The following is a 17,340-nucleotide window of genomic DNA, read 5'->3' as shown; positions in this document are numbered from 1 at the left end:
ACGGGGAACATTGAATAGAAACACAGTGTCCCACAATGTACCTGTTCACCATAAGGAGGAGGTAACCATGAACGACGCTGAATCCAGAGCCACAACGCGCTACAGTCTGAATCTGCATACACCGCTGCTGGACATACTGGGCTGTGACCTCCCGATTCTTGCTGCAGGGATGGGAGGCGTTGCCAGGTTTGAGCTGGCGGCGGCGGTCAGCGCCGCTGGAGGGCTGGGTTGCCTTGGCATGGTGCGTGAGCCCGTGGCGATGATAGAAAGCCAGGTACAGCAGCTTCGTGATCTGACCAGCAGGCCGTTCGGGGTCAACCTGATCCCGGCTGCAACTGAAAGCAGGCTGCTGGCTACGCAGGTGGATTGCGTTATCGACCTGAAAGTGCCAATCGCATGCCTGTTCTGGGATATCGACCGTGACACAATGGCGCGCCTGCTCGAGGCGGGCATCGTCGTTATGCATCAGGTTGGCTCGGTGCAAGACGCCCGGACTGCCCTGGCTGCCGGGGCGGATGTGATCATCGCGCAGGGATATGATGCCGGCGGCCACGTGCGCGGGGCAATCGGCACTTTCTCGCTGGTACCGGAGATCGCAGAGATCAGCCCCGTACCTGTTGTCGCCGCTGGCGGCATCGTGTCCGGCCGTGGGCTGGCGGCCGCACTGATGCTGGGTGCGCAGGGTGTCTGGTGTGGTTCGGCCTTTGTGAGCACCCGGGAATCCTGTGCCCACGAGCTTCACAAACAGGCGCTGGTGGATGCGGTTTCCGAGGATGCGGTTCATACCCTGGCTTATCCTCTCAACTGGCCACAAAATGCCCCGGTGCGGGTGCTGAAAAACTCCATTACCGAGAATTACCAGGACGGCAGGGGCCTACCTCGTACCCGCCAAATAGGCGAGCAGGATGGTAAGCCAGTGTATCTTTTTTCCACAGATTCGCCACTACGGGATGCCGTAGGCGAACTGGACAAGATGCCGCTTTATGCCGGCCAGGCCTGTGGCCAGATTCGGCACAGGGGATCGGCCGCGGAGGTGGTTACACGCATGGTGAACGAGGCTGACCAGGTGTTCCGTCACAATCTGGTTGAAGGAAACGACGATCGCGGCGGGCATGGCGAAACCGCGGGCTTCAGCTCAAGCCCCTGTTCACTGCACGAGGTGTCGGGTGAATACGCCGGGCATTGTTCGAACCAGGAGCTAATTGACCTGTTGGGGCTCTTGTTGAAAGCCGAGCGGGCGGGAGCCAGGATCTGCGCCTGTTCACTGAAGCAGGCGGGTACCGGCAGATGGCGGCGGCTGTTGCAGCAGATTCATCGGGATGAAGTCAGGTCCTGCCGGGCACTCATCGGCAGCATCCGCAGTCTGGGAGCCCAGGCGCATCGTGAAACCGGGGATTTCTTCGAAAAATGCATGGCGGTTGAGAATCTTGAAGAACGGCTGTTGCTGCTCAATCGTGGACAGCGGTGGGTGGTGCGTAAGATCAAAGAGGTACTACCCCGTGTGGGTCAACGGACTATAGCCATGCAGCTGGAGATTATGTGCAATGAGCACCAGCACAATATCGAACTTGCCAGTCAGACTTTCGAAACAAGGTGATACCCGGCTGTCGCTTTTCTCAACTATTTTATTCCAAATTTCGTTTTTCGGGGTTCGATGCTTGCACAATTCCTTAATACTCAGCCAAATGGGCCTGTAATACCCGGGGGATTACAGGTCCATTTGGCGCAACCTCATTCTATTAACTTTGTAAATATCCAATTCCGCCTCCTGGCTAATTTTTGCCTGGAAATAAGGAAGCGAATCAATGTTTTCTCTAGGTCGTTGTCCTGATGCGTATGAATAATTGAGAAAGTACTTGAGACTAGCGAGATGTTGTCATTCGCCGCCGTGCGTATGAGGAGGATGTTGAAGACATTCACACCCACATCAATACCCTGGTCAGCCAGGCGGAAAAGTAGAACGAAACGAGCTCGGTAGTATTACTAATTTACCAGATTCTCTTGCCACTAGTCGGTTACAATCTACAGTTTTATTCTAGTGGTTATTTGGCTTCTGTTATTCTTGCATTCATTGCGATTCTCTTAAGTATCTCAATACCCTCTTTTGCAGCATCACATGAAGAATAGCCCTGTGAAATGAGCAGTTTGTCCCCGTCTTCTGTATGTAGACTAAAATAATATTTTTCGTTGTAGTCACAAAATATCCTGAATCGCCGATCGACCTTTGCTATCGTCTTAACGAGATAGACCGCATGTACTGCCTTATTCCTACTCGGAAAGGGTTCAGACGTACCCACAACCGCTCTATTTTTAGCAATCAAGTCGAATCGAAATTCACCGGTATTGGTCGAGTAAAGCTTAATTTTTTCCAGAACACAAACCCTCCATTACAAAAGTACCATCGCTGTTGGGGAAAGCAACCAGACTGCAACTCTTTGAATGTGTAACTGGCTTGCTACAAAAAACTGTTACAAAAACATGATAATTCATGCCAAATATTCCGGACAATTTATTGGGAACCGACAAGTTAACCGGGCTTCTGTCATGATAGTGGCATGAAATCCAGTAAATTGTACAAAAGACATCGCTTTCCACCAGAAATTATCCAGCATGCAGTCTGGCTCTATTACCGATTTAACTTGAGCCACCGCGACATAGAGGATCTACTCGCCAAGCGCGGAGTTAATGTGAGCTACGAAGCTATTCGACTTTGGTGTAACAAGTTCGGAAAACTGCATGCGAGGCGCTGTAAGCGAAAGTATCAAGGATTCGGTGATACATTCCACATCGATGAGGTCTTTGTGAAAATCCGAAGCGTGCAGCACTACCTTTGGCGAGCCGTTGATCAGGACGGCGAGGTGGTAGATGTGTTTGTTCACCAGAAACGCGATGGCGCTACAGCTAAGCGGTTTTTCAAACGGATCCTGCAAAAATCCAAGAGTGCACCACGAAAGATTACAACAGACAAGTTGCGCAGTTATGGAGTCGCGCATCGAGAATTACTGCCAGGCACTATTCACGACTCGGAGCAGTATTCGAACAATAAAGCAGAACTTTCTCACCAGCCAACGAGGGTACGAGAAAGGGGTATGCGTAAATTCAAATCGATGCAACAAGCGCAGAGATTTCTAGATGCACATGCCGCAGTTTAAAATTTTTTCAATTTAGGGCGGCACGTATTGTCTGCTTAAAACTATCGGCTATTTCGACAGCGTGCCTTTGCGTCTTGGGAAAGGGCAGTGGCGGTATAATGCGACTAATTGCCAAGATCTTCCTGGCTCAAGGGGTTAAATTGTCAATACTCAGGAAAAGGCTACAGTCAAAACTATAGGCATCCCTTCACAATAACCCCCGCTCCGCAAAACTCACCAGATTTTCAAGTGATCCTACGATCACATGGTCAAGAACACGAATATCAACAGTTCCGAGAGCAGCTTGCAGTTTTCTCGTAATCTTGATATCCGACCGGCTCGGCTCTGCCACGCCTGAGGGGTGGTTGTGCGCAAATATACACGCGGCAGCATTGCATCCAAGCGCCTCACGCACGACTTCTCTTGGGTACACTGCTGCGCCATCAACCGTCCCACGGAAGAGCACGTGCTCCTTTATCACACAGTGCTGGGTGGTAAGATAAAGTACATTGAACGATTCGTATTCCTGCCCAACAAAAAGCGCCGCAAGGTAAAGCTTCGTTTCACACGAAGACGTGAGAACCGGACCACGATAGAGCTCTTCCCGAAGTAGGCGTCTTGAGAGCTCCAGCGCTGCTGCAAGCTTCGCCTCCGCTGGCTCAATCCCGTTTCCCAACATCAAGGGCGAGAGCTCTCCCGCGTAGCGCTTTCGCGTCTGTGTTTTACCAATGAGAATCGAAAGCAGTAGTTCAGTAGATTGGTTTTTAGTATCTATGTCGATCTCCTAATGCAGAGAACATCCGATATGCATCATTGAATGAATCACCTCATTCACTTCGCCGCTTTCAATCTCCGACAGGACAGATCGCACCCATCCAGAATTAAGTCGGACCCTTCGTTGCTGATCCAAAGCTTAGACGGGGATTCACGAGCTCGCCAGAAAACTTAAGTTTTCGTTCCATCATGGACAGTAGCAGAATCCTTATCGTCAATGTCTCCATGGGGCGGCCTGGGGAATGCAGCGGCAACCATCTCGACGTGCCCCTCGGGACCGTGCTTGGCTTTGTGGTCATGAGTCGAGGCGACCAGCCAGAAACTCAGTTGACAGGTCAAAACAGATCTCGCTGAAAAGTGGATAACAAATATGTACTACCCGAATTATGAAAATTGGTGCATTTCCTAAATGTTAGAGAGTGTATCTTCCGATCCCTATGATTTCGTCTAGCCTAGCCTTGTGGGCCAGGTTCGTGGAGATGGGCTGGGTGATGATGCCCAGCATCCGGCCCATCAGTCCTGGGTAGGTAGCTATCAGGAAGAGCAGGGGGAACGGACGATCAGCACCCACTGGCGGATCGGCCTGGCCGGCAGTACTTCGTCCGCCAGCAGGGTGGCGTTTTCCACCATGTGACGGGCAGCGCAGTTGTGACAGAAAGGAGAAGGTCAGCTTTTCCTCGTGGCAGCTGTCGCAGGAGACTTTGAGAAAGCCGTGCTCCAGGTGCCAACAATTCAGGTAACCGCTAAGCTCCTGCTGCACGTATTCCGGCAGACTTCTGCCTTCAGTTTGCAGGTTAGCAAGAATCGCCGGTTAGTTGCTCGAAACTCCGGTAGAGTTGAGTCGTTTCCGGCCGGTGGCGCCAGTAGCGGTGTGGTGATGCGGCCTAAGGGCGTATAGGGTTCCGCCGGGCGAAGGGCCTGGCAATGGCACGTCGAAGTCCGTTTCGATCGGGTACCACTGTCAGTGTAGTCTGACTCTTGTAGGGAGTCTTAGCGGGAGAGAGATTCGGATTACTGGGAGTGTCAAAGTGAGTATCGACGCCAGACAAACTGAATCAATTATTTTCCTAGATTTTAGGAGGTTGGGTAGATGATTATCATTCAACTACATAATTCAACACGGATACGCTGGCCGCAGCTCCCTAACACACTGGCCGAAGTTTGACACAAAAACGTGCCGCCGCTGCTGATCTCCCTGCTCAACCCAGCGCCCATAGTGCCGCATGATCATCTCGGTGGTCTTATGGCCCATCTGTTGAGCAACGAACAATGGGTTTTCGCCGCCCGACAATAACTGGCTGGCATAGGTGTGGCGGGTTTGGTACGGATTGCGGTAGCGGACATTGGCAGTTTTCAGCACATGTTTCCAGGGTCGCTCCAAATGTTCATAGTCGATGAAGGAGCCTTTGTCGTCCGGCCGGATAAAAATGGTGTCATTGCCGACAAAACTGAATTGTTTCTGCTGCTTCAGCGCCTCATAAGCGGAAGGGAGCAGTAGAACCTTCCGGTTGCTGGCCCGGGTCTTGGTTTCCTTTAGTTTGCGTTCCACCACGGCCCGTTGAATATGCACTTCCTGCTGATCCCAATCGACGTCACCCCATTGCAGACCGAACAATTCTGATGTTCTCAGTCCGGAGAAGAACGCAAACTTCAGGAGATTCCGAATGCGCGGATCATAGATGAGGGCACTCTGCAGTACCTTGTCGATTTCCCGGGTCGTAAACGGATCGACTTCATAATCGGTCTTGGCTTGTCTGCGATCCACCAGCTTGCTGACCTTGATCTTATCCAGCGGATTGCGGTCGATGATATCGTCATTTAATGCCCTATCAAGAACCGCGCGCAGCGGGGTCAAATCATTGCGTATACTTTTCAGCGTCCCGCTGCGCTCCCGAATCCAGGCTCGAATGTGTTGTGGAGTCAGATCGCGCGCACGGATATCGCCAAACTGGCTGAACAGGTGGGCATGACAGCTTTTTCGGTAACACCGGTAAGTGCTGTGCGGGTGAGTGCGCTCAATATCCTTTAGCCACTCTTCGATCAGCTCTCGAATGGTGATCTGGGAAGCGGCATGACCCAAGAGGCGTGCTCGCTTGGATTCCGGGAAATATTCCTCGTAGTTGAATGTCTGCCTGGCAATAGCGCCTTCGACTTCGGCCTTCAGGTTGATGGCGTAGCGCTGATCACCTCTCTTGGATGGGTCCAGTGCGGACAGTGTCTCCTTGCACTGCACGCCGCGATACTGAAATTGTATCTCGATCGTCTGCTTGCCACTGGCGTAGGTGCGTACCCTTACGCCTTGCGCGAGCTTAACAGACCGCTCTCTACCCATCTCTCAACTGCCTCGACATTGATCCACAAGGTGTGATTCCGCACCTGGCAATGAACGCCATCCAACCAAAGCCCTTTTTTGCGCCGGGCATGAACCGCATTGGCGGTGTCACCGCTCAATTCGCAATACTTGGGTAACTTTACCCATTTCATGATTCGGGTCCCTGTGGTCGATTATGACCCGGGGCCAACTTCCCGTAGTGCTAATGGTGAAGCGTTGGCCAGCCTGGTCTGGATGGCCAAAAGATTAGCATCGAGCTAATTATAACTGCAAGGGTGGAGACTGGCTATCTTTTTATCAGTGAGCTAAATGGCACGTGGACCGCTAGAGATCACACTACTTCGCCCTTGAACACGATGACGCCGCAGATCGTCGCTTCTTCATCCACTTCGATGATGCGGTTCGGCCAGTCGGGATTGAGCGCCTTCAGGTACTGTTTGCCTTCCTCAATGATGAGTTGCCTAAACGTCGCTTCGTTGGATTGCTCGAGGAGGACCACCACATACTTACCGTGGTCCGGTGTGACACTGGGATCGATAAAAATCAGATCCCCTTCGTGGAATTTGGGCTCCATGCTGCTCCCGCGAACCCTGAGTACGAAGGATTCCGGGCTGCACCTTACCGGGCAGGGTAGCATTTCTGTACTGTAAGCGGGCACGGTACTCTCAGAGATCTCATCCCAGTTCCCGGCCCGCAACCATTTCCCGACTTGCAACCAGGAGATCAAAGGATGGAGTTCCCCCATATCGGGACCAGCATGGGCATTGTGATTGTGTTCCTCTTTTTGTCCCGCCTTGCCGGTATGTGGTGTATCCATCCAGCCCTGGGGCTTCTTCATGGCCTTTTCCAGTTTTTCAGCCAGCTCGTCTCCAATCGAGCGTGGAGTACCCTTTTTGGTAGGCAGTTGATTTCTTACCTGGCTCAAGTAGGAGCTATTGGTTTCGGCCGCGCGCGCCAGTTTGGCAGCGGAGCCAGCCTCGGCAATCAAAATCTCAAGGTTGCTGAGTCGGACCTGGTTATGTTTTAGCGTCATGCGAACTACTTTATCAGAAAATTTAGCAGAATGATAAACAAAAAAGAGCCTCGGCTTGTGGAAGGATTGTTTGCGTGGTGCTAATGTTTCTAAGTATGGAGCTAAAGGAATTTCTAAAGATTGCCAGCAAAAGGGAGCGGGCCGATGTCGCGGCGGCGTGCAACGATTCGGTGTCCTACCTGTATCAGGTCGCCGGCCGACATCGTTATGCCAGTCCGCTGATGGCGACCCAAATCGAGCGCTATACCCGGATCGTGGCTGGGCTGTCCGACGGTCGACTGGAGCCCGTGCCCCGGGCCACGATGGTCCGTCACCCGGAAATCTTCTACGGCGTGACCCCAGCGGATGATGCGCAAGGTACAGGTGGCGACGATGTCAGCGCTTGAGCAAATACCCTCAGCGGACAACCTGGCGCGCGTAGAGGTGGGCCGCATTCATCACTATGCCCGTAACCCGCGTCGGCAGCCAAACCCCGAGTACGCACGGATCAAAGCATCGATTCAGGCGGAAGGCCTGGACCAGCCGTTGGTATTGTCGCAGAAGCCTGGAGAGTCGGATTACGTGCTTCACAGTGGCGGAAATACACGGCTGCGGATACTGAAGGAACTCTTGGACGAGACGGGCGATGAGCGATTTCGCTGGGTCGAATGTGTCATCAAGCCATGGTCGCAAGAATCCAATGTACTGTTTGCCCATCTACGGGAGAACGAGTTACGCGGAGGTCTGCCTTTTATTGACAAAGCGCTGGCCGTATTCGAAGCGAAGGCGTTGTTGGAGCAGGAGCTGGCCGTCGACAGCTTGTCCCAGCGCCAGCTGGAACAGCACTTCAAAGAGCGTGGCTTCGGTCTCAGCCACAGCATGATTTCCAAAATGGGCTATGCCGTCGCAGTCCTGTGGCCATTGATGCCGAAGGCGCTGGCCGCTGGCTTGGGCCGACCCCAGGTGGAAAGAATTCGTGCCCTGGAGCGTGCCGCCCAGGCAATTTGGGATCGACACAGATTGGGTGATGACGCCGACTTCGAAGGCGTCTTTGCTGAGTTGTGTCGCCGCCACGACAGTGCCGAGTGGGATATCCAGCCACTGCACGATGCCCTGGTCAACGAAATCGCGGTGGAATCCGAACAAAACCGGCAAGTGGTTCATCTGGAGATGGAGGCCTACCTTGCCGGCCGGCCCTTCGACTTTGCTGATACCCCCCTCGACGACCGACAGGAAGGGCCAGATGAGGAAATCTGGTCAGTGGATTCCACTGACGGTGAGCCAATTTCCGGCGAGACTATCCCGGAGCAGATTCCCGCTGAGGAGAAATCAACGGCGTGTATCCATAGTGCCGGGAAGTACAAGGATGTCGGTACCCTGCGGGATCAATTGTGGGACCGCGCCTCGGCATTGGCGGTTGCCCATGGGTTGACTGCGGTGCTCAAACCGCTTCCTGATCAGGGGCTGGGTTTCTTGCTGATCGATGTGCCACCACAAGAACTGAACGATGTGCTCGATCCTGACACCTTTGGCCTGGTATCGGCACTCTGGTGGCAGCTGGCCGCCAGCTCGGAGCTGACCTCGGCGCCGGTCGATTGTGTGCTGGCGCATCTCGATCAGGATTCAGTGCTCTACCAGGCGCTGGCATCCCATGATGCCGAGCTGCTCTTTGGTAGCGTGTGGACACCGGATCCGGGGCATCTCAGCAGCCAGCTATGGCAGCTGCTCAATCCGCCGGACTGGCAGAGTCTGCTGCAAATGATGGAATTCTACCGGTCCATCAAACGACTCGCCTTCGATGCCGGCATCGAGCTATGGGCATCGCCAGAGTATGAGTGCGATGTCGTCCAATAAGGAAGCCGATCTCACGACGGCCGTGCTGCTCTATGCCATGCGCTGTCTGGCAGAGGGTGACCAGCAGGCACTGCGCGCCATGAACTTTGGTCCCAAAGAGTTGGACGCTCTCAAGGAAATGAATCTTGCCGATCTGTATAGGGCGGATACGCTCCGAGTGCATTGCCTGAAGATTGCGCTGGATCGAACGGTTTTCTGGCCGATGCTGGACAACTTGCGTCATCAGCGGGAATCCGATGAGCTGCAGCGCGAACTATTGGTTGCCGATGCCCCCCTGGAGATGATGCGGCAACTGTTTGGTTGGAGCTCGCGGGAATACACGCGCTGGCGTCGACTGCTGACGCTGGCACCTTCCGTGGGCAGGCCACCGGAGCTGAATGAAGCCGATACCCACGCCCTCTGGTATGCATGGCAGGCGCGGATCGAGGGACGCGAACAAAATGCCTTAAGTGCGTCCGACTACCTCGACCTGCAGCAACAGACCGGTATTGGATTGCGTTCGATCTGGGCATTGTTGCAGCGTTGGGAAACCTACGGCGAAGGCATCAGTGCCATACCGTCCGACCGGGTTGCTGAGCATGGCGCATGACGAAGAGGCGCTACGACCGGAGACGCTGGCTTTAGACGCACTGATCAAGGCGACCGTTGCCAAAGTCCGCGAACAGGGCGATCCATCGCGGCCGGATGCCATGTTGTTCATGGGCAATTGGCACCAGGCTGTACCCGCCATGGTCATTCAGGACCCGGTACTGGAACCGGTCGATAAACTGGTGTGGATGGTCATCATGCTCCATGCCAGAGAGACCGGCGGGCGGACGGCATTTCCCGATTACGACACCATCGCGACGAAAACCAATGTGGCGTCCACCTCCACAGTTTCCCGAGCTATCGCGATTCTGCGGTTGACGCGTTGGTTGACCTTGTGTGCGAGAGTCCGGCAGACAAGTGGCCGCTTCACCGGCAACGTCTACAGCCTTCACGATGAACCCCTGCCGCTGGCCGATGCCCTTTTCCTGGACGCGGGTTACATGGCGTTCGTCACCCAGGCGCAAAACCATCACCACGCCCGCGTGCAGCGCGTTGCTCAGGCCGTACTGGCGAGTTTGGATCAGACTATTCAGGCGGGCGAGTTGGGTCGACAGGAATCGCCCATCGAACGCCGCTTACAGGCAGCGCAACATCTGTCCGGGTCCAGCCGAAATCAGCACAAAGGCGGTCGCTATTTTACGTTTCATGCCGCCAGCCTCGAGCAACTGAAAAAGCCGGTAGACACCAGGGTGGTTGAACGGCCGAGCCAGCACCAAAATTCAAAGGCGGAGGCAGAAGAACACTACAGTAGTCGTTGTAGTAGTGATTATAAAAAAACAACTACAACAACCACTACAACAAATACCCACAATGATAAGAAAGGTTTTTCGCAGTCCAGTTCATCAGGATCGCTGCCATCGGAACACCCACTGATCTACCCACCACGGTTGTCTGACAACCAGAAGCGCTTAGCTGATCGCTATCTGGCGATGATCGATCCCGAAGATCGGCAATTGGTGTTGGATGAGTTACAGGGTCGACTGTCCTCTGAGCAGAAGGGCATGAAGCCCGTCTATGATGAGCTGCGGTTCCTGCACTCACTCTGCAAGGCGGCACAGAAAGGCGAGTTCGTTCTCAACCTGGGCATCAAGGTCGTCGAAGCACGACAGCACAGAGCATCCCATGGGCGGCCGCCGGAAGGCCCAGCGCAGAAAGCCAAAACCGCCGAAGAGCGGGCCCGTTCTCGGGCCTATGGTCGCGAACAGTTGGCCAAGTTGCGGGACTTGTTGAACATGGACAAGTAACGCCCATCCCCGCAAGCGTCATCAGACAAACCGCGTCATTCACGAAACCGTTGCACTGCTTCCAGTGGAACCACGCGATCGCACTCCGCAGTAAATGGCAGCATTGCCCGGGGGGATACTCTGTGGTTCAGTCGCGTCGTTTGTGGATTCATAGACCCTGGTAAACAACCTTCAGGGGAACGAAATCCATGCAATCACATGCAGAACCCTCGCTTGAATCAGTAGATTCGAATCACCGTGAACGTGGTCCTGGCGCCCTTCAGGGCGAGGTCTGGTTGACGGTTCAAACCTATCAGGCACAGAGCCTCATCCGGGGTCGGCGGGCTGGCGAGGGGAAATCCGCCATCGTCGGCCTGATCGGCTTTGCCGATCGACTGAAGTCACTCTGGCAAGCCATTCGCTTTGACGACCCCTACGCGGACTGGTGGCTGCTCAAAGTGGAAGAGGGTATCGCCGAGATCCGCGCTCAGTTTCGCGAATTACAGCAGCGCTTGGATGCATTGATGGCACCGGCCAACAGCGCTCTGGAATTTTCTGTAGCGCAATCCAGTCGTCCGCAGCGGGTATCACTGCAGTTCGCCAACCCCTACGCTTTTCGTGCCGCCCAGTTGCTGGGCGAATACGACCAGCTGATGTGCACCGAGCTGACATTGCATCACTTGGGCCTCGACATTCCCAAGGATCTCACCGAGCAACTGTCGGGTAGCGGTCGCTGGGTGCGGCGAGTATTTGCATTGCCCCAGGGTTATCACTGCCTGGATATTCGTCGCGCTGACATTCGACAAGGATCACCAGAGGCGCTCAAAGCCATCGAACGGATGGGTGAGGTTCCTCAGGAGATTCTGAGCGGTGACAGATTGCCCTCCTTGCGCCCCGCAGTATTTCAACCAATTGCAACCAGCCTCCCTGCCGTCTCAGAGGATGCCTGATCGCCATGGCCGCCAACACGCTGAAGCAGATTAGCGTTTTGCTGGATACGCGTATTCCGCTGGAAGCGATGGTGCTCCAGCGTCTGCACCGCTTACCCAAAGATCGACAGAACGAGTGGTTGCGGCAGCTGGTGTTGACCACCTTTCGCAGCGAATGCCAGGTCCTCAAATCCGAACCCCCGTCGTCGACGCGTGCTTCACTCACGCGTCCCCCAGATCTGAGCGGTCCTATGCAAGGCAAGCGCGCACCTGACCAGACCAGTCCGCAGACAAGTGGGACCATTGCCAGCCAGACCAATGACTCACACAGCGGCACACAGGACAAAGATAGCGCGCGTCCCGCGCCGATTGCCGAGGCAGCCAAGCCCTTTACACACCTGAAGCGAGTGATCGGTGCCTAAAAACACAAAATCCTGAAACCTGGAATCACACGATATGAACGAACTGACCGATCAAAAATTTATCAAGTCCGATGATCCAACCCCGCCCACCAATGCAATGGACGTCGGGCAGGCGGGCCTGGATGATGGTTACGCCTATACCAAGGTGGCATTACCGGACGGACGCCTCGTCGCAGTACCGTCCCGGGCACGCATGGGATCGTCAGGTGTTACCTGGATCCATGACGATGAACAAAAGATCTTCGAATACGAAACAGGTGGCACCGTGTATTCCGTCGGCGCCGTTGATGGCGAACCCACCCAGTTCGATGAATACCCGGGTTCGGCACTGAACCGCGTGATCGTTCAGCATGCGTTGCAGCAGGCGGGCTTTTCGGGTCGATCCGTCCATGTGGTGACCGGGCTGCCGGTCTCGGCGTTTTACCGGAACGATGGCGAGCAGCGTCGACAGGTGATCCAGGAGAAAACGAATAGTCTGAAACTAACCGTCGAACCCGTGGTGTCTCACAAAGTAGGGCATCGAATGCAGAAAGTAAGTATCGCGTTTCACGAAGTCATTCCGGAAGCCCTGGCGGCCTGGTATGACTTTGTCATTGTCATGAACGATGAGGGCGTGACCCTGGATGCGGATCGCGTCAACGCGCCTATTGCCATCGTCGATATCGGCGGGCGCACGACCGATTATGTCGTGGTTCAGGACCAGGGCATCGTGCACGGATCCTCGGGCTCGCTCAATCGTGGCATGTTGAACGTCAAACAGAGTGTGGCCAATGGCATACAGGAACGCTTCGAACTCGGCGAACTGGGTGAGCAAAGCATCAGTCGCGCAGTCGAGACGCATCGATTGCGACTGCATGGCAAAGATCACGATGTTTCAATGATGGTGAAAGAGGCCAAGCGCGAACTGGTCGAGCGGCTCTATACCGAAACCCGCCGCAAACTCGGCCTCGGCATGGAGCTCGATCGGGTTTTGTTTGTGGGTGGCGGTAGTGCCGCCCTGGCCAGCGATATCGCCAACTGGTTTCCCAACCAAACCATTGCCGACCATGCGGCCTTTGCCAATGCGCGGGGAATGCTCAAATACCTGCAATTCGTTTGCGACAGCCCGGTAAAGGCGGGTTAACGACTTTGTACGTGGCCACTGCGGTCTCAGTGGCAAAGAAGATGTCAGCGGATTGTGCAATCGACATCGCGGATTTTCCGTCAATCCAATGTCAGGGCCTGCCCTGATTTTACTCATCCTGCCGGGAACACGATCCCGCCAGGGTATCGCGGTCTCCGGCATGTCATTTTTTTATACTGTTCAAGGAGACTGTGTTATGACCAGTAGACAAACTACCGCTGAAAAATCGAAGTATTTCGATCTTGATATCCACGGCATCGGTTACCTCAATCGGGTTCGCGAAGTCACACCCGAGAATGGCTTGCCCTTTCTCAGTGTCACCATCGCGGCGCTACGAGGACCCGCCGACAACGTCCAGCACACCCATTTCGAGTGTGTGGTGGTCGGTGAAGAGGCAAAGGATCTGGTGCGCCAGCTGATGCCGGCGGTGGAAGCTGACCTCAAAGTGTTGGTGGGCTTTCACCTCAGTGATTTGCAAGCCGAGACATTCACCTTCAAAAACGGGGATCGAGCCGGTTCGACAGGTATCAGCCTGAAGTCCCGGTTGCTCCGGTTCCACTGGATCAAAGTCGAAGGTCAGCCATTTCCGGCGTCTTCGTCCGAGAGCCGCGACGCCGTCGCCTGACGGCAACCTCTGACCGCATCCACCGATGCGGTCACTCTTTCAACCCAGCGAGGGAAACTCTCCCTTGCCGGGCGGGTTTCCTCGATTCTTCAAGGAAACCGCCCATGGCTTCCAAGTCCTCACCGTCAAAGGTGAATCCTAAAAACCGTTTTGCGGCGATTCGCGTGGCGTCGTTGAACGATCCTGAAAAACGCTCGCTGTTGGAGCTGGCCTTCGCGGTATTGAAGGACCTGCACCAGCCGGGTGTCGAACTGCCAAGCCCCGACCACACTCGTGATTATTTGCGGATGTTGTTGGCTGAACGCAAAGCAGAGGTCTTTGGTTGTTTGTTTCTGGATAACCGGCATCGCGTCATCGAGGTCGCCGAGTTGTTTCAGGGAACCATCGATGGTGCGTCGGTGTACCCCCGTGTGGTGGTGCAACAAGCACTGAGCCTCAACGCGGCCGCGGTGATGTTTTTTCATAATCACCCGAGTGGCGTCGCCGAGCCCAGCAATGCGGATGAAGCGATCACCCGAAGGCTGAAAGACGCGTTGACACTCGTTGACATCCGCGTACTGGACCACTTTGTAGTCACAGTAGGTGAGTCGGTGTCGTTTGCCGAACGTGGATTACTGTAGTTCTTTACTCAACCCATTGGGGAGTCCCTGCTTCCCAATGGGAAGGAGGTGCTCCCTGAGTTTTTATTCATTTCCCCAGGGAGTACCCTTATGAAAGATTCGGAAAACAATTCGTTGGAGGACGTCTTCGGTCCGGTGATCGCCAGCTACAGCCGTGCGCAGGCAATTGATGACGGTGTGCTGATCGATGTCACCTCTAAGGCGCGAGAAGCCGGTTTCAAGTGGCCAGTGGCACTGACGCACACTGCGTGGTGTGATTGTGTTGCCTGGACCGAGCGGGATGACCACCTTCAGGTCTACCAGGATGAGTCTGGTCGGTTGTGGGATGTACTGTTCATGGCGAGTTACGCCGTTCGAGCGGCTACAACTCCGGGAGATCGTTTGCGATTCTCGTTGTTTCGCGTACCGAAAGACGGGCAATCCACCGAAGCGCAGGAGGTAAGCTTGCAACTGATGGTCGGTCCCGGTGACGCCGGCGAACCGGTCGTCACGATCCTGCTGCCGAATGAAGATTAATAGCGCCGACGAAAATCGGCTCCTTGCCCTGGCCACTTGGGATAAAGTGGCACTTCATCGATTCTCACCAGCCTTGTCTTTGGTATCCTATCTCGGCTAGCCGGGTGTCTTTGAATAGCCGACACAAGATTCTGTCATTCAGCCTTGCGTGTGCGTTGACACTGTTTGGTGACAACCTGCTCGATACGCTGCAGGGCAGGATACTCCCCATACCGGCTTTGAAAACGTGCTTTCACCGGCTGTAATTGCGCTAACAACTTAGCCGCCACATCCTGAACCAGATCCTGCAGAAATTTCGGCCGTAATCCGCACTGTTGCGCCAGCTCACCCCAGTGTTTTGTGGTCACGATCCCCGGGTTTCTCTCGCTACCAACGGAAAACGCCAGGTGATAATCGATGCGTTCAATGGCGCGGGTGCAGACCAGATCATAGAAAGGTGCTAATCGAATCTCACCATTTGGTCTGTAAAGGAGCGACAGGTTCTTGGCATGGCCATCCGAGTTGCCCGCCAGCACATTGAAGATCTGCCAGCGCAGTAAATACTGCAGGTCATTGGCGGGATCGCTGGAAATTTCCTGGATCAGTCGATAGCAGTCGGTGAAGGTGGGACCGCCATACTCCTGGTATTTTTTCTCATGCCCGAATCCCAGAGCCTGGCAAAAATCCTCCTGATGTCGTCTCACAACCCGGCTATTTTCAAGCAGAAACCGGTCATAGCGCTCGATCAAGGCATAGTGCGTGTCTGCGATGGATCGCAATTGAATATTGACCACCGGCAAACCGATAGCCCCCGCCAGCAGTGTCGTGAACGTCTCATAGGCGGGCAGGTGGCGGTAATCGGACAGTTCGAACTTGAGAATATGACTGGAGGGGGATTCTTTTCTGGGTAACCAATAGGCGCCATCTCTCACGAGGAGAGGGCACTTATCCTGGGCACCCGCCAGGGATAGTCGGGGGCGTTCATTGTCGGTCCAGGTGTAGACCTGACCACGGCGGGCCACAAGATTGGCGAGTTCCTCATCCGATACCTTGTGGTACTCATAGTCCGCAGAGGGTTGGTGTTCTGCCTCCAGAATGGACAGGGCACCGGCACATTCGCCGCCGATGGTTCGTAGCAGATCAAAATCGGTATTGGGAATCTTGAGATCGCGAACAATCTGGTCGCGAACACCACCCTCGGGGAGCAGGTTCGCGAAAAAGCGATGAGCAAGACTCTCATCAGGCAGAAAATCACCTTCTTGCAAGGGCAACGTATGGGAAACTGCAAAGCCGCCCTGTGCCAGCCAATTTTCGTCGTAACGGAAGCCCATCAGGCCCTGGGTATTGCGCCACAGATAGCCGACGAGGCGTTGGTCGCTCCAGACATTGAGGCCATCCGGATCAAGCATGACTGTCTCCTTCCGGCTTGGGCACCGGCTTGAAGGAAGTCTGAACACGGGGCTGTATCACTACCTCCAGCCCCAGTGTGCGAAGTGCTTTCAAGACTTTGCCCAGTTCGGCGGTTTCCTTGCCACGCTCGAATTCGGATAAAAAGCGGGTGCTCAGGTTACCCAGTCCCGAGATCGTTTCCAGGGTCAGCTTTCGCTGTTTACGATGAGCACGCGCCAGCTTGCCGAGATCCTCAGCGGAACGAATTGCACCGTATTGCACCTGATCGTGAGCCATGATTCATCCAAAAAGTGAGCGTACGGTAAAAAATAGCATGGAAAGACCGTTGAAACAATAGATAGTTACCGTACGTGATAAATATAAGGTTGTTGGCGTATTTGAGCACATAGTTGTCACGTACGGTAAAAATATCCGGCAGCTGGCAGTCAGCGACACGATGGTTCCACTGTAACCACAGCTCGAACAACCCTGTCTGCTCGACGGCCATGACAGGTCACAGACCTGGCGAGGGCGTCGAAGCGCTTGAAGCCCTCGTCACTGCGAAGCGATAGCTAAGGTAGTGACGAGGGCGGCGGAGCCCGGAACGACAACGGCTTTTGCTGGAATAGATGCGTTCGGCGCGAATTCAGTCTGGCTATACTGGCGGCCATGCACCTCAGAGAGCTTCATACGCGGCCACGGCGGTAACGTGGATGGGGGAAGTTGCCCTCGCCATCTGAAATGGCAAAACAACGACAGCGCCGCCAGAGCTTCAACGGCGCACAGCCTCGGCTGCAGCTCATCTTCAACGCTTCTTCAACTG

Annotated in this window: 18 protein-coding genes and 1 pseudogene; 13 read left to right on the top strand and 6 right to left on the bottom strand. The window is 54.6% G+C overall.

What is annotated here, in order from left to right; genetic code table 11:
• Window positions 1–67: 67 nt before the first annotated feature.
• Together R3F50_02330 and R3F50_02325 are read left to right on the top strand one after the other, a co-directional pair.
• Window positions 68–1,597 carry a nitronate monooxygenase gene (locus tag R3F50_02330; protein ID MEZ5489140.1) on the top strand — a complete coding sequence of 510 codons (1,530 nt, stop codon included), beginning with the start codon at window positions 68–70 and terminating at the stop codon, window positions 1,595–1,597.
• Between the two features lie 958 nt (window positions 1,598–2,555).
• A complete protein-coding gene (locus tag R3F50_02325; protein MEZ5489139.1) occupies window positions 2,556–3,152 on the top strand; it encodes an IS6 family transposase in 597 nt (198 codons plus the stop codon).
• Window positions 3,153–3,339: 187 nt separating this feature from the next.
• Here R3F50_02325 and radC read toward each other — a convergent pair.
• Window positions 3,340–3,798, bottom strand: a pseudogene (radC, locus tag R3F50_02320) (DNA repair protein RadC).
• Between the two features lie 567 nt (window positions 3,799–4,365).
• Here radC and R3F50_02315 point away from each other — a divergent pair.
• Window positions 4,366–4,539, top strand: a complete 174-nt coding sequence (locus R3F50_02315; GenBank protein MEZ5489138.1) for a hypothetical protein — start codon at window positions 4,366–4,368, stop codon at window positions 4,537–4,539.
• A 480-nt stretch (window positions 4,540–5,019) separates the two neighbouring features.
• On the opposite strand, the gene R3F50_02310 is transcribed toward R3F50_02315, so the two are convergent.
• The 3 genes from R3F50_02310 to R3F50_02300 all read right to left on the bottom strand — a co-directional run bounded on the left by R3F50_02310 (window position 5,020) and on the right by R3F50_02300 (window position 7,270).
• Window positions 5,020–6,237 (bottom strand): tyrosine-type recombinase/integrase, encoded by a 1,218-nt coding sequence (locus tag R3F50_02310; GenBank protein ID MEZ5489137.1) that lies wholly within the window; start codon window positions 6,235–6,237, stop codon window positions 5,020–5,022.
• Window positions 6,198–6,389: an excisionase gene (locus tag R3F50_02305; protein MEZ5489136.1), complete on the bottom strand. Its 192-nt coding sequence runs from the start codon at window positions 6,387–6,389 to the stop codon at window positions 6,198–6,200. Before R3F50_02305 ends, R3F50_02310 begins: the two co-directional genes overlap by 40 nt.
• Before the next feature lie 179 nt (window positions 6,390–6,568).
• On the bottom strand, window positions 6,569–7,270 hold the full coding sequence (locus R3F50_02300) for a S24 family peptidase (GenBank protein ID MEZ5489135.1): 702 nt from the start codon (window positions 7,268–7,270) through the stop codon (window positions 6,569–6,571).
• Window positions 7,271–7,353: 83 nt separating this feature from the next.
• On the opposite strand from R3F50_02300, the gene R3F50_02295 reads away from it, so the two are divergent.
• The 10 genes from R3F50_02295 to R3F50_02250 all read left to right on the top strand — a co-directional run bounded on the left by R3F50_02295 (window position 7,354) and on the right by R3F50_02250 (window position 15,149).
• Window positions 7,354–7,656, top strand: coding sequence for a hypothetical protein (locus R3F50_02295; protein MEZ5489134.1), 303 nt, complete (start codon window positions 7,354–7,356; stop codon window positions 7,654–7,656).
• On the top strand, window positions 7,643–9,103 hold the full coding sequence (locus tag R3F50_02290) for a ParB N-terminal domain-containing protein (protein ID MEZ5489133.1): 1,461 nt from the start codon (window positions 7,643–7,645) through the stop codon (window positions 9,101–9,103). Before R3F50_02295 ends, R3F50_02290 begins: the two co-directional genes overlap by 14 nt.
• Window positions 9,090–9,692, top strand: coding sequence for a DUF2857 domain-containing protein (locus R3F50_02285; GenBank protein ID MEZ5489132.1), 603 nt, complete (start codon window positions 9,090–9,092; stop codon window positions 9,690–9,692). Before R3F50_02290 ends, R3F50_02285 begins: the two co-directional genes overlap by 14 nt.
• Window positions 9,682–10,935 carry an STY4528 family pathogenicity island replication protein gene (locus R3F50_02280; GenBank protein MEZ5489131.1) on the top strand — a complete coding sequence of 418 codons (1,254 nt, stop codon included), beginning with the start codon at window positions 9,682–9,684 and terminating at the stop codon, window positions 10,933–10,935. Before R3F50_02285 ends, R3F50_02280 begins: the two co-directional genes overlap by 11 nt.
• Before the next feature lie 188 nt (window positions 10,936–11,123).
• A complete protein-coding gene (locus R3F50_02275; protein ID MEZ5489130.1) occupies window positions 11,124–11,864 on the top strand; it encodes a TIGR03761 family integrating conjugative element protein in 741 nt (246 codons plus the stop codon).
• Between the two features lie 5 nt (window positions 11,865–11,869).
• Window positions 11,870–12,265 carry a hypothetical protein gene (locus R3F50_02270; protein MEZ5489129.1) on the top strand — a complete coding sequence of 132 codons (396 nt, stop codon included), beginning with the start codon at window positions 11,870–11,872 and terminating at the stop codon, window positions 12,263–12,265.
• A gap of 34 nt (window positions 12,266–12,299) precedes the next feature.
• Window positions 12,300–13,388 (top strand): ParM/StbA family protein, encoded by a 1,089-nt coding sequence (locus R3F50_02265; GenBank protein ID MEZ5489128.1) that lies wholly within the window; start codon window positions 12,300–12,302, stop codon window positions 13,386–13,388.
• Window positions 13,389–13,584: 196 nt separating this feature from the next.
• Window positions 13,585–14,013 carry a DUF3577 domain-containing protein gene (locus R3F50_02260; protein ID MEZ5489127.1) on the top strand — a complete coding sequence of 143 codons (429 nt, stop codon included), beginning with the start codon at window positions 13,585–13,587 and terminating at the stop codon, window positions 14,011–14,013.
• Window positions 14,014–14,117: 104 nt separating this feature from the next.
• On the top strand, window positions 14,118–14,633 hold the full coding sequence (locus R3F50_02255) for a JAB domain-containing protein (GenBank protein MEZ5489126.1): 516 nt from the start codon (window positions 14,118–14,120) through the stop codon (window positions 14,631–14,633).
• Window positions 14,634–14,723: 90 nt separating this feature from the next.
• The gene (locus R3F50_02250) at window positions 14,724–15,149 is read left to right on the top strand and encodes a DUF6573 family protein (GenBank protein MEZ5489125.1); all 426 of its coding nucleotides are present in this window, start codon (window positions 14,724–14,726) and stop codon (window positions 15,147–15,149) included.
• Window positions 15,150–15,283: 134 nt separating this feature from the next.
• On the opposite strand, the gene R3F50_02245 is transcribed toward R3F50_02250, so the two are convergent.
• Both R3F50_02245 and R3F50_02240 read right to left on the bottom strand, forming a co-directional pair.
• Window positions 15,284–16,537 carry a type II toxin-antitoxin system HipA family toxin gene (locus R3F50_02245; protein ID MEZ5489124.1) on the bottom strand — a complete coding sequence of 418 codons (1,254 nt, stop codon included), beginning with the start codon at window positions 16,535–16,537 and terminating at the stop codon, window positions 15,284–15,286.
• Window positions 16,530–16,814 carry a helix-turn-helix transcriptional regulator gene (locus R3F50_02240; protein MEZ5489123.1) on the bottom strand — a complete coding sequence of 95 codons (285 nt, stop codon included), beginning with the start codon at window positions 16,812–16,814 and terminating at the stop codon, window positions 16,530–16,532. The genes R3F50_02245 and R3F50_02240 overlap by 8 nt, the downstream gene beginning before the upstream one ends.
• Window positions 16,815–17,340 lie beyond the last annotated feature (526 nt).

The sequence above is a fragment of the Gammaproteobacteria bacterium genome (genome assembly GCA_041395725.1).
Taxonomy (GTDB): Bacteria; Pseudomonadota; Gammaproteobacteria; order Pseudomonadales; family Pseudohongiellaceae; genus NORP240.
Note: the sequence above shows the minus strand (reverse complement) of the source record. Positions and strands in the feature narration are given on the sequence as shown.